This is a genomic window from Micromonospora sp. NPDC002717 (assembly GCF_040295705.1).
In the GTDB taxonomy this organism is placed as follows: Bacteria; Actinomycetota; Actinomycetes; order Mycobacteriales; family Micromonosporaceae; genus Micromonospora.
The window spans coordinates 230,825-245,187 of record NZ_JBEOVW010000007.1 but is presented as its reverse complement, the minus strand read 5'-3'; the positions used below and the strand labels follow the sequence as shown (position 1 = coordinate 245,187).

Here is a 14,363-nt window from a genome sequence, read left to right as displayed (position 1 = left end):
CCCCGCCGTCAGGCTCGCCAGCCTGACCGGGGTGGCGGGACTATCCTCGCCGGATATGAGCCAACGCGTCGGTCCGGCCCAGCCTCCCTTGTGGCGTGACCGCAACTTCGGCGCGTACTGGGCGGCGCAGTCGCTCTCCGCCGCCGGTGACTCGTTCGCCTACATCGCGGTGCCGCTGCTCGTGCTGCACGCGACCGGGTCGGTTGCCCAGATGGGCCTGCTCACGGCCGTGGCCGGCGCCGCCTCCGTCGGCGCGGGGGTCTTCGGCGGCGTCCTGGTCGACCGGTACGACCGGCGCACACTCATGATCGCCGCAGACCTGGCCCGCCTGGTGCTCTACGCCCTCGTTCCCCTGGCCTGGCTCGCCGGCCCACAGATCTGGCTGCTCTTCGTCGTCCTGCCGATCTGCGAGGCGGCCGGCATGGTGTTCCAGGTCACCGCGGTGACCGCGGTGCGCAACCTCGTCGACCGACACCGGATCACCGAAGCCAACGGGCGGCTGCAGGCGACCTACGCGACGGCGGCCGTGGGCGGGCCACTGCTCGCGGGTGTGGTGTCCGCCCGCTTCGGTCCCACGGCGGCCATCGCCATCAACGCGGCCAGTTTCGCCCTGTCAGCCGCCGGCCTCTGGCTGGTCCGGCTCCGGCAGCCCGCCGAGGGGGAAGGGACCGACGGCGGGGTGGGGCGGGAGAGGCGGCTGGCCGAGTTCCTGGCCGGCGTGCGGTTCCTCTGGCGTCAGCCCGTGCTCCGCTCGCTGACCATCCTGCTGTCGGTCTTCATCTTCCTGACGTACGGCTTCACCGACGTGCTCATCTACCACGTCAAGAACGACCTCGGCGGCTCCGACGGCACCGTCGGCACGGTGCTCGGGCTGGCGGCGCTGGGCACGATCGCCGGAGCGCTGCTGGCGGCGCCGTTACGCCGCAGGCGTGGCTTCGGCGTCACCTGGATCGGCGCGGTGGCGATGTCCGGTCTCGCCATCGCCGGCATCGGCGTCGTCGGGGACGTGCACGGCGTCACCGTGCTGACCGCGGTATACCTGTGCGGCGTCAGCGTGGGTGGGATCTGCTCGATGTCGCTGCGCCAGGAGATCACGCCCGATCACCTGCTCGGGCGGGTCACGTCGGCTTTCTGGAGCACGCACTACTCGCTCGGCCCGGCCGGTGCCGCGGTGCTGACCTGGGCCGCCGGCCGGTACGGCGTCACCGCGGTGACTCTCGTCGCCGGAACAGGGTGTCTCCTGGTCGCGGTCGGCGGAGTGTTCACGCCCATCCGCCGAGCCGGTTCGGAGCCGGTCGCCCACGAGCCGGAGCTTCAGCGGTCCGCAACCTGATCCGGCGCGCCGGTGTCCCTCGGGGCGCCGCCGACCACTCTTCCGTTCGGCCCGCACGCGGACTACGGTCGCTTTCACGTCACCAGGCTTCACCTCGTCGGCCTCAGGTTGTTCACTTCGGTCGCAGCGCCGCAACAACGAAAGGGGTCGCCGTCATGTCGATCAGCCACACCAGCGTCGGTGACTCCGACGCGAGCCCGGTCACCGTCGGGCACGGGCCACGCAGGGTGCTGGCGCTGCACGGCTGGTTCGGGTCGGCGCGGGGCTGGGGCTGGCTGCCGGAACTGATCGACGCGGAGAGCTTCACCTGGGCTTTCCTGGACTACCGGGGCTACGGCGCGCGTACCGGGGTCGCGGGCGACCACAGCATCGCCGAGATCTCCCGTGACGCCCTGGCCCTCGCCGATTCCCTCGGCTGGGACACGTTCTCGGTGGTCGGGCACTCCATGGGCGGCAGCGCCGCCCAGCGGGTGCTCGCCGACGCGCCGGGGCGGGTGGAACGGCTCGTCGGCATCAGCCCGGTCCCGGCCGGTGGTGTTCCCTTCGACCTGCAGGGCTGGGCCCTGTTCGACGGCGCCGCCGCCAACCCGGGCAACCGGCGCGCCATCATCGACCTCACCACCGGCAACCGGCTGTCCGGCCGCTGGCTGGACGAGATGGTGCGGTTCTCCCTCGACCACTCCACCCGGGAGGCGTTCGGCGCCTACCTCACCGCCTGGGCGCGTACCGATTTCACGGACGACGTGAAGGGCAACCAGGTGCCGGCGCTCGCCGTCGTCGGCGAGCACGACCCGGCGCTGGGCGCCGCCACGATGCGCGAGACCTGGATGCGTCACTACCCGAACGCCCGGCTGGAGGTCCTCGCCAACGCGGGGCACTACGCGATGTACGAGACCCCGGTGCGGTTGGTCACGGTGATCGAGGAGTTCCTCGGGCGGTGAGCCTCGATGCGGCGTCCCTGGTCGATCCCCGCACCTACGTCGACGGCGTTCCGTATGACCTGCTCGCCACGCTGCGCGCGACCAGCCCGGTGGTGTGGGTCGAGGAGCCGCCGCTGCTCGGGCTGCCCGGCGGTCCGGGCTTCTGGCTGGTGCTCCGGCACGCCGACGTGACGGCCGTGCTCAGGCAGCCGGGGCTCTTCTCGTCGGCACTCGGCGCCACCCAGATCCGCGACCCGGCGACCCCGGAGGACCTGGGTTACGTCCGGCGGATGATGCTCAACATGGATCCGCCGGAGCACGGCCGGCTGCGCCGGCCGGTCGCCCGCTCGTTCACCCCGCGCGCGGTCGCCGCCCTGGAGGCGTCGATCCGCGCGAACGCGGCGGCGCTCGTCGAACGCGCGCTCGGCGACGCGGACGAGGGCACCTGCGACTTCGTCCGCGACCTCGCCGCCGACCTGCCACTGCTCACTCTCGCGGACGTGCTCGGGGTGCCGGAGCGCGACCGCTGGCTGCTGTACGACTGGTCGAACCGGGTGATCGGCTTCCAGGATCCGGACTACGCCGTGTCCGCCGCCTTCGACCCGCAGGCCGGCACCGCTGCGGCCCGTGAGGCACTGCGGCACCGGCCGGTGTCGGACGCCGACGGCCGGATGCCGGATCCGCGCACCCGGGCCGGCATGGCCGACCTCTACGCGTACGCGCACCTGCTGGCGGAGTCGAAGCGCCGCAACCCGGGACAGGACGTCATGTCCATCCTGCTGGCGCACCGCGGCGACGAGCGGCTCTCGGTGGACGAGTTCGAGAACATGTTCTGGCTGTTCGCCGTGGCCGGCAACGAGACCGTCCGCAACGGCCTGCCCGGCGCGATGATCGCCCTGCTGGAGCATCCGGCGGAGATGGCGCGGCTACGCCGGGACCCGGCGCTGTTCGACACCGCCGTCGACGAGCTGCTGCGCTGGTGGACGCCGGTGATGGTGTTCCGGCGTACCGCCACGGTGGACACCGCCGTCGCCGGGGTGCCGGTGCGGGCCGGGGACAAGGTGGTGGTGTCGTTCGCGTCGGCCAACCGCGACGAACGGGTCTTCGCCGAGCCCGACCGGCTCGACCTCGCCCGTCACCCCAACCCGCACCTCGTCTTCGGTCACGGGCCGCACTTCTGCCTCGGCGCGCACCTGGCCCGGTGCCAACTCCGGGCGCTGCTCCAGGAGTTGCTTGCCCGCACGGCCAGCGTCACGTACGCGGGCACACCCGACTACCTGCGCTCGAACTTCCAGCGCGGCGTCAAGCGCCTGCCGATCCGCTGGCGGCGCCGCTGATCACGCCCCGGCCCCGCCGACCGGCGTGCAGTGCGGCCCAGGCGGGCGGAACCGGCCGGTTCAGGTGATGACGGGGCTGCGGCGCTCCAGCAGGACCACGTCGCGCCAGCGGCCGTGGTGGCGGCCGACCCGCTCGCGGATGCCAACGACCCGGAAGCCCGCCCGCTCGTGCAGGGCGAGGCTGGCGGTGTTCTCGGCAAACACCCCGGACTGGATGGTCCAGATTCCGGCCGCCTCGGTCGAGGCGACGAGCGCGTCGAGCAGCATCCGCGCCGCGCCACGTCCCCTGGCGGTCGGATCGACGTACACGGAGTGCTCGACCACCCCGGCGTAGACCGCCCGGGTCGACGTCGGTGACACGGCGACCCAGCCGACCACGGTGTCGCCGTCGACGGCCACGAAGCGGTGGTCGTCCAGCTTTCCCGCGTCGAATGCCGCCCAGGTCGGGGCGACGGTTTCGAAGCTGGCGTCGCCCTCGTCGAGGCCGGCCTGGTAGATCGCCAGTATCCGCTCGGCGTCCTGTGGCGTCAGGGGTCGGACGGTGATGCCGGCCATCAGCGGGCTCCGTTCGGGCTCGGGGCCGGACGGCCCGTCACGACGTCGGCGGCCGACGGGAACGCCGACAGGCGATGAGCCTAGCGGCCGGGCGCTGCTGCCGCCGACGGCCGCGTGAACGGCGGCGCACTCGACGCGGCGCTCCGTTCGCTGGTCGCCGGTGGTGACCTCGGCACAGGGGTCGCGGCCTACCGGGGTGTTGCCGGTTCGCAGGGGAAGGCGACCTCGACGCACGGTTCAGCGTCGGCCGCGGTGGCCCAGTTCTGGTAGTAGATCTCCCGCGCGGACGCACTCAGCCGCTGGTCGTGATCCCGGAGCCACGAATCCAGCGCGTCGTAGGCCCGCAGGATCGCCGGGTAGGCCGCCTCCGCCTTCGTCAGCGACACGTACGCCTGCCGGTGGGCTCGCTCGATCCGGACCCCCACCGACCCCTCGGGCTCCACCGGATCGCCCGTCGGGGCGCACACCTCGACGGGCCCGTCGGAGTCCTCGGTGACCAGGCCGTGATAGGCGACGAACACGGGCCCGGAGAGCGTGCCGCCGGCGGCGGTCAGGTGGTCGAACAGCAGGCGCGTCGCTTCGGGCAGGACGAACGGAAGGCGATCGGCGGTCACGTGCCGCTGGATGAAGATCACCTTCTGGGTGGGCACGTCGCGACACCGGACCCCGGACGCGACCCCCGGGGCCGCTCGATCGTCGAGGAGACCCAGCAGGTGGCGCACCAGCGGCCGGCGGGCGTGGTGCGCGGCCTCGACGTCCCGCCAGTACGCCTCCACCCTGTCGACCGCCTGCGGGCCGGGAAGTCCGAGCACCTCGGCAACGTCCGCCACGGGCATGCCGATCGCGCGCAGCAGGGTGATGCGGCGAGCCCGGTCGAGTTCCGCGTCGCCGTAGTACCGGTAGCCGGTCCGGGCGTCGACGTGCGCCGGGCGCAGCAGTTGCCGCTCCTCGTAGAGGCGCAACGCCTTCGCGCTCAGTCGTGACCGATTCAGGAACTCACCGCTCGTCAACCACCGTGGCATGGTCGGGAGTCTGCCCTCCGCCCCAGGGGCAGGGTCAAACAGTCAGGTGTCGATCATCGGCCGGCATGACGCACCGGTCGCGCCAGCCATCGCCCGCCGTCACCTACCGCAACGGCGGCTCCGGTCACTCTTCCCGCCCAGGCACCACCGGCACGATCGTGAGGAGGCTTCGCCTCAGTCACCGTCGCCGTCGCCGCCGCCACACCCCCCGGTGTCACCCAAGGTCGCCAGCCACAACAGGCCGGCCGGGGTCGCGGCCTGGGTGGTCACGACCTGGTCGAGGCGTACGCGTGCCGGCAACCGCCGGTACTTCTCCGCGCCGCCGGGATCCTGCGTCCTGCGCGGCGTGTCAGGCTCCGACATGAGGGGATCTCCTCTCGCACAAACTCGATGGGTCGCCGGCCATCTGATGGCCCGTGTCACGTCATCCCGGCACGTCGGCGGGGTCCATGGAGAGTTCCCGGGTGGCCCGCTGCGCCAGCATCGCCAGCGGCGCGCACACCACCAGCAGGACCGCTGCCTCGGCAGCGCACACCGCTGTCACGGCAGCAGATGCGCCGCCCTGCAGGACGTAGTCGGCGACGGACACGCCGCGCAGCGCGAGGGCGGCAAGCCCCAGGAACAGGAGGGTCAGCGGCCAGTGGGCTGCCCGGGCCACTGCCGACGCGCGCAGGACGAGGTAGCCGACACCCGCCGCGGACACCGACAACGCACACAGGCCCGGCCAGTCGAGTGCGGCGAATCGCAGTTCCTGCTCCACGGGAAGTGTCCACATCCCGATGACGTACAGGGGGCTCAGGAGGACACCGGCGACGAAGGCACGGATCCAGGTCCGGGTGCGCACGGGCGGAGCCTCCCGATGGAACGCCACCAACGCCAGCACCAGGCCGGTGTTGACGAGCACGATGAGCCAGGTGGTGGGGGGCGTGCCGCCAGGCAGGAACATCGCCTCGTAGGTCCTGGCGACCCAGTCCGCGACGAGGGGCACCGCCGCCAGCCAGCGGGCCGGCCTGGGCTGATTCACCGCGAGCGCGACGAACGCGGCGATCGCGAACAGAGCAAGGGGATTGAACGCCAGGCGCCACGGTGCACCGGGCAGGTCGAACACCGGCTCGGTGGGCGGCGTCGGCAGCGGCGGAAAGTCGCCGTCGAGCCAGGGCATGACGCCGATCTCCACCGCCGCCGTGACGGCATGGAAGAGCAGGCCGAGCAGCGCCACCGCGCGGATCGCATCGCCCCGGAGCCGCGACCTCGGCTCGGCGCCGACGCCGCCGAGCCGAAGCCGCGTAGCAAGCGCCAGGACGCTGAGGACTTCGCCTCTGTCCGGCCGGCCGTGGTCCCGGAGGTACGCGGCGTCCTCGGTGTCTTCCTCAGCGCCGACGCACTCCAGGAAGGTGCGGACCATGTCGTCCTCCCACCTCCGGCGATAGGAGGCTGGCAGAAGCGTCAGCAGCCGGCGGTACCGCTGCTCCAGAATGCTCGTCATGCCGCACCGCCGGCGGCCGGCCGCCACACACCGAGTCTTTCAGCGGCCGCACGGGCATTGGCGGCTTGGCGGTCAGCTTCCTCCGCCAACGCCCGCCCGCCGGAGTTGGTCAGCCGGTAGTACCGCCGGAGCCGACCCTGCTGCACCTCCTCGCGGTCCAGTTCCACCAGACCGTCGGTGACGAGCCGGTCGAGCACGCCGTAGAGCGTGCCCACCCTCAGGTGCACCCGCCCCCGCGACAACTCCTTCACCTCGTTGACGACGCCGTAGCCGTGGCAGGGCCCACCGGCCAGCGCTGTCAGGACGAAGAACGCCGCCTCGGTCATCGGTCGAGTCACCATGGACACAATATATCGGGAGACAGGATATGCGTCCAGGCGGACGTATCTGGAGGAGCGCTGACGCGGCCGGCGAACGCCGGGTGAGGTCCGGGGGCCGCCGCCTCGACCGACCGGGCCAGGACGGTTAGCGCGACCTGGCCCGCCGGGAACGGGCCATCACGACCCCCGCCACGACGACCAGACCCAGCCCGAGTGCTCCGGCCGCCACGATGAACGTGGCCACGTCGTCGGGGTGTTCCGCCCTGTCGTCGTCCGTGGCGCGCGCGGTCGGCGCGCGGGTGGCAACCGGCGCTGTCGACGGGTCGGCCGCGGCCAGGGCGTAGCGGAGGAGGTCCGCCCTTGTTCCCGGCGGCCGGCCCGCGGTTTCGGACACGGTGAGCAGATACCGCCCGTCGCGGCTGTAGGTGATCGACTCGCCCTGCGGCTCGTCGGGCAGCGGGATGACCCGTGGGGTCCCGCTGGTCAGCGCGGTGACCACGTCGCCGTCGGCGACGTCGAACTCGTACGCGTCGGCATAGGTGCGCAGCACTACCCTGCGCCCGTCCGCCGCGGTGGCGGCGCCGGTGACCGCTGTCCGGCCGAGCACCGAGAACGGGTTGCTCGTCGTGGAGGCCGGCAACCGGACCTGTCCCACCTTCGCCAGTGGCACGGCCGTGCCCGGCCGCAGTGGACCGCTCGGGGCGTACAGGTTGGCCGAGTACTTGGTCACGATCACCGGCCGGCCGTCGCCGGTCACGAGCACGGCCTCGGCGTCGTGCGGGCCGTCCGGATACGCCATGCGGTGCAGCACCGGACGGTCGGCGCCCGGCGGCAGCTTCCACACCGCGACCGTCTGCCGAGAACGGTCGTTGTCGCCGATGTCCGCCACCCAGACCGTGCCGTCCGCGCCGACGGCGAGATCCTCGGTGTCGCGGGGCCGCGACGGATACGGCACCGTCCGCTTGACGGCGCACTCATGATCGAGGAAGAAGATCCGCCGGCGGGCCTCGTTCTCCGCGCCGTCGTTGACCACGACGTACCCGTCATCCGTGGCGGCCAGGCCGGAGATCTCGGTCAGCCGGTCGTCACGCACCTCGCACAGCGGCGTCCCCCGGAGCGGAGCGGGCGACGGGTTCGCCACCGCGGCGCCCGGCACCAGCAGGACGGCGAGAATGACAGCCGCTCCCGCCACGCGCGGCAACCTCCGCGCGGTTCCCTTACTGCGTCGCATCACCGGCAATCCTCTCATCGCGGCACGCCGGTCCGTGTCGGACTACCAGCGGTTGCGTGCTTCCTCCGCCCAGCCGACGAGGCCGTCGAGGTCCGTGCGCTCGCCGTCGTCGGTCTGCGCCCAGCCGGTGAAGTGCCCGAAGCACTGGTGGGTCTCGTTGGCCACCACGCCGAGGTTGGTGCGGGCGACCCGCTCGTGGAACGGGTGGAACTCCACGTTCACCCGGTCACCGGTGATCCGCCAGGGCCGTAGCCAGTCGGTGCGGTCGTAGCGCCAGGTCAGGTCGGCGCCGATCTTGTGCAGCCGCCCGTCGACGAAGAGGGCGTTCTCGGTGGAGCCGGTGCCGTCGGTCCATCTGCCGCCCAGCTGGATGGATCGGCCGGGACCGCTGCCCGCCGCCCAGTTCCACCGGATGGCGTACGGCCATCTGCCGCGGCCGTGGTCGAGCACGCCGAACGAGTCCTTCGCGCTGATCGGGTACGCCGTGTCACCCACCCACAGGGTGCCGCGCACGGGCCGGCCGAGGTCCTTGACGGTGTACTGGAACCGGCGGGTGTCCCACGGCACCACGACGCCGAGCGATTCGTGTTCCGCGGGCAGCGGCGCCTCCAGGTCGACCTGGACGCCGGGCGTGGTGGCGCGGATCGTGCTGCCGTCCGGGCGCTGGTCGATGTCGATCGACAGGCCGCCGCCGGCGGCGCGTACCCGGCCCGCGCCGCTGGCCGTCGGGAAGAGCGCGCGGCGGGCGAACGGGACCACCGCCTCCTTGTTGGTCTCGACGCCGGTGCGGCGGTCGAGGACGTAGACGCTGTGCACGCCCGCGTAGTCCAGCGACGACGCGACGAGGCCGACGATGTGCGTGGGGGTGACGATTCCCCAGTACTCCCACCGCTTGGTCCGTCCCCAGCCGCGCAGGTTGGCCCGGTGCAGCGGTCTGCGGCTCCAGCCGACCGCCGCCGGGTTGAGCCGCCCGTCGGGCAGGCACAGGTCGACCGGTTCGGTGATCTCCCGCTCGCGCGTCACCGGGGCAGGGTACCGGTCGGCCGGCGGCCCGGTCGGCAGTCGGGCGGGACGTCCATCGAAGCACCGCCCGCGCCGCCGAAAGTCGCTTGCCGCCCACGCCGCGCTCCGGGATGGTGGGACCCATGACGTTCTGACGGACAGCACCCCCGTTGCTCCCAGGCCCCACGGCGCCGACCGGTGCCGTCGTGCCGTCCGCCCGTCCCCTTTTCAGCGAGAAGCGAGCGTCTTTGTCTCCACACCATTCGCGGCGGGAGTCCCTGCCGCAGCCCAACCCTGCCCCTGCCACCGTCACCGTGTTCGCCTCCCCCACGAGCTGGATCGAGTCCGACGCCCTGGCGCAGTGCCAGCAGGTGGCCGCCCTCGACGGCATGATCCACGTCGCCGCCATGCCGGACCTGCATCCGGGCAAGGGCGCCCCGATCGGCGCCGCCATGGCGTCGACCGTGCTGTACCCGTTCCTGGTGGGCTCCGACATCGGCTGCGGCATCGCCGTGTTTCCCATCCGGCTCAAGCGCCCCGTACCCGAGAGGCTCGCCGCCCGGTTCCCCGACCTCGACCGCCCGCTGGACCCCGAGCGGGACGCCGACGACCCGGCCTGGGCCGTCGTGGAGGAGGACGTTCCCGCCGGTCATGTCGAGGGCCTCGGCACGGTCGGCCGGGGTAACCACTTCGTCGAGCTGTCGCGGATCGACACCGTCCTCGAGCCGGGCCACGCGAGCCGTCTCGGGCTCACCGCCGGCGACCTCGTGCTCATCGTCCACAGCGGTTCCCGTGGGCTGGGCGAGCGGATCCTGCGGGCGCACACCGAGGTCCACGGCGCGGGGCCCGCCCCTGACGCCGCCGCCTACCTGGCCATGCACGACGACGCCGTACGCTGGGGATCGCTCAACCGGCGACTGCTGGCGGCCCGGGTCGCCCACGCGCTGGGGGCCGAGCCCACCGAGCCGATCGTCGACCAGTGCCACAACCTGGTCGAGGTCCGCGACGGGATCTACCTGCACCGCAAGGGCGCGGCGCCGGGCGACGGCCGCGACGTGCTCGTCGCCGGCACGCGGGGCACCCCCTCCTATCTCGTCGCCGGCCACGCCGGCCCGGAGGCCAACCATTCCGTGGCGCACGGCGCGGGCCGCAAGATGTCCCGCGCCGACGCGCTGCGCCGGGGCCGGGCCAAGCACACCGTCGAGGAACTGCGCCGCACCCCGGTCGGGTCGCTGGTGGTGTGCGGCGACCGCCAGTTGCTCTTCGAGGAGGCGCCCACGGCCTACAAGCGCATCGAGCAGGTCGTCAGCGACCTCGTCGACCACGACCTGGCCACCCCCGTGGCCACCACGGTCCCGCTGGTCACCTACAAGACGCCCGACGTCGGGCCGGCCTCCCGACCGGACCGGCGGGACAACCGCCGCAAGCGAGGCCGGCCGTGAGCGTCCATCTGCTCGTCTCCGCCGGGCGCGGCCCGCAGGAGTGCGCCTGGGCGCTGGCCCGGCTGCTGCGTCGCCTGGAGGCCGACGCCACCCGGCACGGTCTGACGACCCAGCGGGTGCAGATCGTGCCCGGTGACCGGCCCGGCACCTACCGGTCGGCGCTGATCCGGATCTCCGGCGCCGGCGCCGAGGCGTTCGCCGCCTCGTGGACCGGGACCCTGTGCTGGCAGGCGCCCAGCCCCTACCGGGCGAGCGCCGGCCGGAAGAACTGGTACGTCACCGCCCGACCGTGCCAGGTCGACACCCCGACCACGACGTTCACGGAGGCGGACGTCGACATCGTCGCCTGCCGTACCGGCGGCCCCGGCGGTCAGCACCGGAACAAGGCGAGCACGGCGGTACGGGCGACCCACCGCCCCACGGGCCTCGTCGTCGTGGTCGACACCGAGCGGCAGTTCAGCCTCAACCGCCGCATCGCCGTCCAACTGCTGCGGCAACGCGTCGAGCACGGCGACGAGACAGCGCGTAACGCCGCCACCACCGCCCGCTGGCGCATCCACGACGAACTCGTCCGCGGCAACCCCACCCGCGTCGAACGCCCGAGCCCGTCGGGACAGGAGACGGCCCCACCGCAGCGGGCGCACCAGCGACGGGGACGGTCCACCGGGCCACGCTCGCCCCGCTAGCGCCGCCGCCGCTGTTCTTCCCGCCGGACCGCCCTTGTCATGGCCCAGTGGTCGGGAGTCTCACCCTCGAGCGCTGGTTCCAGGATCCGCTTCGTGAGCTGCTGCGGCAGCCGCCATCGCCGGTCAGCTGCACGCCGGCCACCCGGGCCTGCTCCATCAGCTGGGCGCCCAGGTCTGCGTCGAAAGTGTGCGGGTTGAGCCGAGCAAAACTAGATTCATTCCAAAAGAATGGACTATGTTCATCACATGACGTCCGACTTCGAGACTCAGCTTCGGGCGGTCTCGTTGCGCGTGACGCGGCCCCGGTTGGCGGTGCTCGCAGCGCTGCGCGACCATCCGCACGTCGACACCGACACGGTGATCGCCCTGGTACGGGCGGATCAGCCCACGGTCTCCCACCAGGCGGTGTACGACGTGCTGCGCGCGCTCACCGACGCCGGTCTGGTGCGACGCATCCAGCCTGCCGGTGCGACCGCCCGGTACGAGTCCCGGGTGGGGGACAACCACCACCATGTCGTGTGCCGCTCCTGCGGCGCGATCGCCGACGTCGACTGCGCTGTCGGCCATGCTCCCTGTCTCACCGCCTCCGACGACCACGGCTTCACAGTCGACGAGGCGGAGGTCGTCTACTGGGGCACCTGCCCCGACTGTGCGGCCGAACGCACCTCCCAGTGATTCGCCTGTTCGGAAGGAAGCAGATGAGCGACAACCAGGACAACGGCCCCTCCAGCGCGCAGGGCGTGGACAAGAAGGCGGCGGCCGGCTGCCCGGTCGCGCACGACTCCGTGACCGCGCACGGCAGTGAGAGCGAGAACCCGGCGATCGACTCGCCGGCTCCGAAGACCGGAGGTCGTCCGCGCACCAACCGGGACTGGTGGCCCAACCAGCTCGACCTCTCGGTGCTGCGTGCCCACTCGTCCAAGGGCAACCCGTTGGGCGAGAGCTTCAGCTACGCCAAGGAGTTCGCCAAGCTCGACGTCGAGGCCCTCAAGCAGGACATCATCAAGGTCCTCACCACCCCGCAGGACTGGTGGCCGGCCGACTTCGGCCACTACGGCGGCCTGATGATCCGGATGAGTTGGCACGCCGCGGGCACCTACCGCATCCACGACGGTCGCGGTGGCGCCGGCGACGGTGGTCAGCGGTTCGCTCCGCTCAACAGCTGGCCGGACAATGCCAACCTCGACAAGGCCCGCCGACTGCTGTGGCCGGTCAAGCAGAAGTACGGCCAGAAGATCTCGTGGGCCGACCTGCTCGTGCTCGCCGGCAACGTCGCCCTGGAGTCGATGGGCTTCAAGACCTTCGGATTCGGCTTCGGTCGGGAGGACGTCTGGGAGCCCGAGGAGATCTTCTGGGGCCCGGAGGACGCCTGGCTCGGCGACGAGCGCTACGTCTCCGAGAAGGAGATGGCGGCCGGCCTCGGGGCGACCGAGATGGGGCTCATCTACGTCAACCCGGAGGGCCCCCGCGGCAACGCGGACCCGGCTGCGGCGGCGCATTTCATCCGGGAGACCTTCGCCCGGATGGCGATGAACGACGAGGAAACCGTCGCCCTCATCGCCGGTGGCCACACCTTCGGCAAGACCCACGGCGCCGGCGTCGCCGACGACCACGTGGGTCCCGAGCCCGAGGCCGCCCCGCTGGAGGCGCAGGGCCTGGGCTGGCTGAGCACCTACGGCAGCGGCAAGGGCGCGGACACGATCACCAGCGGTCTCGAGGTGACGTGGACCGACCGGCCGACGCAGTGGAGCAACCGCTTCTTCGAGATCCTTTTCGGCTACGAGTGGGAACTCACCACGAGCCCCGGCGGCGCGAAGCAGTGGGTCGCCAAGGACGCCGAGGCGATCATCCCGGACGCCCACGACCCGTCGAAGAAGCACAAGCCGACGATGCTCACCACCGACCTGTCGCTGCGCGTCGACCCGACGTACGAGAAGATCTCGCGCCGCTTCCTGGAGAACCCCGACGAGTTCGCGCTGGCGTTCGCCAAGGCCTGGTACAAGCTGCTGCACCGCGACATGGGTCCGGTCAGCCGCTTCCTCGGGCCGTGGGTCCCCGAGGCGCAGCTGTGGCAGGATCCGGTGCCGGCCGTCGACCACGAGCTCGTGGGTGACGCCGACGTCGCCGCCCTCAAGGCGAAGGTCCTGGAGTCCGGCCTCACGACCGCCCAGCTGGTCTCGACCGCCTGGGCCTCAGCCGCCAGCTTCCGGTCCACCGACAAGCGCGGCGGCGCCAACGGCGCACGGATCCGTCTCGAGCCGCAGCGCAGCTGGGCGGTCAACCAGCCCGAGCAGCTCGCGACGGTCCTCGAGACCCTCGAGGGCATCCAGCGCGGGTTCAACGAGGCCGGCGGCGCGAAGATCTCGCTCGCGGACCTCATCGTGCTGGCCGGCTCGGCCGCCGTCGAGAAGGCGGCGCGCGACGCCGGCGTCGAGGTGACCGTGCCGTTCCACCCGGGCCGCACCGACGCCACTGCCGAGCAGACCGACGTCGAGTCCTTCCGGGTCCTCGAGCCGCGCGCCGACGGGTTCCGCAACTACCTGCGCCCCGGCGAGAAGACCCAGCCGGAGGTACTGCTCCTCGACCGTGCCTACATGCTCAACCTGACCGCGCCCGAGATGACCGTCCTCGTCGGCGGCCTGCGCTCCCTCGGGGCCAACGTCGGCGGCACGCAGCATGGCGTCCTCACCGACCAGCCCGGCGTGCTCACCAACGACTTCTTCACCAACCTGCTCTCCCCGGGCACCCGGTGGAAGGCGTCGGAGTCCGACGAGCACGTGTACGAGATCCGGGACCTGGCCACCGATGAGGTGAAGTGGACCGCCACCGCGGTTGACCTCATCTTTGGCTCCAACTCCCAGCTGCGGGCACTCGCGGAGGTCTACGCCAGCCAGGACGCGCGCGACAAGTTCGTGGCCGACTTCGTCGCGGCGTGGGTCAAGGTCATGAACCTGGACCGGTACGACCTCGCCTGATGAGCAGCGGGCCCGGGTCACCGAGGACGTGACCCGGGCCCGCTGCGTCCCGCA

Annotated in this window: 14 protein-coding genes; 7 read left to right on the top strand and 7 right to left on the bottom strand. The window is 72.1% G+C overall.

What is annotated here, in order from left to right; all coding sequences use genetic code 11:
* Positions 1–55: 55 nt before the first annotated feature.
* The 3 genes from ABT006_RS13560 (at position 56) to ABT006_RS13550 (ending at position 3,590) form a co-directional block, all read left to right on the top strand.
* Positions 56–1,333 carry an MFS transporter gene (locus ABT006_RS13560; protein ID WP_350706081.1) on the top strand — a complete coding sequence of 426 codons (1,278 nt, stop codon included), beginning with the start codon at positions 56–58 and terminating at the stop codon, positions 1,331–1,333.
* A 155-nt stretch (positions 1,334–1,488) separates the two neighbouring features.
* Positions 1,489–2,274 (top strand): alpha/beta fold hydrolase, encoded by a 786-nt coding sequence (locus ABT006_RS13555; protein WP_350706079.1) that lies wholly within the window; start codon positions 1,489–1,491, stop codon positions 2,272–2,274.
* Entirely contained in the window at positions 2,271–3,590 is a 1,320-nt protein-coding gene (locus tag ABT006_RS13550) for a cytochrome P450 (RefSeq protein WP_350706077.1), read from the top strand. Before ABT006_RS13555 ends, ABT006_RS13550 begins: the two co-directional genes overlap by 4 nt.
* A gap of 60 nt (positions 3,591–3,650) precedes the next feature.
* On the opposite strand, the gene ABT006_RS13545 is transcribed toward ABT006_RS13550, so the two are convergent.
* The 7 genes from ABT006_RS13545 to ABT006_RS13515 all read right to left on the bottom strand — a co-directional run bounded on the left by ABT006_RS13545 (position 3,651) and on the right by ABT006_RS13515 (position 9,227).
* Complete coding sequence (locus tag ABT006_RS13545) at positions 3,651–4,145, bottom strand: GNAT family N-acetyltransferase (protein WP_350706076.1); 495 nt, start codon at positions 4,143–4,145, stop codon at positions 3,651–3,653.
* 188 nt (positions 4,146–4,333) lie between these two features.
* Positions 4,334–5,167 (bottom strand): MerR family transcriptional regulator, encoded by an 834-nt coding sequence (locus tag ABT006_RS13540; RefSeq protein ID WP_350706074.1) that lies wholly within the window; start codon positions 5,165–5,167, stop codon positions 4,334–4,336.
* A gap of 174 nt (positions 5,168–5,341) precedes the next feature.
* Positions 5,342–5,530, bottom strand: coding sequence for a hypothetical protein (locus ABT006_RS13535; protein WP_350706072.1), 189 nt, complete (start codon positions 5,528–5,530; stop codon positions 5,342–5,344).
* Between the two features lie 61 nt (positions 5,531–5,591).
* A complete protein-coding gene (locus ABT006_RS13530; protein WP_350706070.1) occupies positions 5,592–6,572 on the bottom strand; it encodes a hypothetical protein in 981 nt (326 codons plus the stop codon).
* 77 nt (positions 6,573–6,649) lie between these two features.
* Entirely contained in the window at positions 6,650–6,979 is a 330-nt protein-coding gene (locus ABT006_RS13525; RefSeq protein ID WP_350706191.1) for a PadR family transcriptional regulator, read from the bottom strand.
* 139 nt (positions 6,980–7,118) lie between these two features.
* Entirely contained in the window at positions 7,119–8,165 is a 1,047-nt protein-coding gene (locus ABT006_RS13520) for an NHL repeat-containing protein (protein WP_350706068.1), read from the bottom strand.
* Positions 8,166–8,246: 81 nt separating this feature from the next.
* Positions 8,247–9,227 carry a DUF2804 domain-containing protein gene (locus ABT006_RS13515; RefSeq protein ID WP_350706067.1) on the bottom strand — a complete coding sequence of 327 codons (981 nt, stop codon included), beginning with the start codon at positions 9,225–9,227 and terminating at the stop codon, positions 8,247–8,249.
* A 227-nt stretch (positions 9,228–9,454) separates the two neighbouring features.
* On the opposite strand from ABT006_RS13515, the gene ABT006_RS13510 reads away from it, so the two are divergent.
* The 4 genes from ABT006_RS13510 to katG all read left to right on the top strand — a co-directional run bounded on the left by ABT006_RS13510 (position 9,455) and on the right by katG (position 14,309).
* Complete coding sequence (locus tag ABT006_RS13510; protein ID WP_350706065.1) at positions 9,455–10,648, top strand: RNA ligase RtcB family protein; 1,194 nt, start codon at positions 9,455–9,457, stop codon at positions 10,646–10,648.
* Complete coding sequence (prfH, locus tag ABT006_RS13505; protein WP_350706063.1) at positions 10,645–11,334, top strand: peptide chain release factor H; 690 nt, start codon at positions 10,645–10,647, stop codon at positions 11,332–11,334. The genes ABT006_RS13510 and prfH overlap by 4 nt, the downstream gene beginning before the upstream one ends.
* Positions 11,335–11,580: 246 nt before the next feature.
* Positions 11,581–12,009 carry a Fur family transcriptional regulator gene (locus tag ABT006_RS13500; RefSeq protein WP_350706061.1) on the top strand — a complete coding sequence of 143 codons (429 nt, stop codon included), beginning with the start codon at positions 11,581–11,583 and terminating at the stop codon, positions 12,007–12,009.
* A 23-nt stretch (positions 12,010–12,032) separates the two neighbouring features.
* Entirely contained in the window at positions 12,033–14,309 is a 2,277-nt protein-coding gene (gene katG, locus ABT006_RS13495) for a catalase/peroxidase HPI (RefSeq protein WP_350706059.1), read from the top strand.
* Positions 14,310–14,363 lie beyond the last annotated feature (54 nt).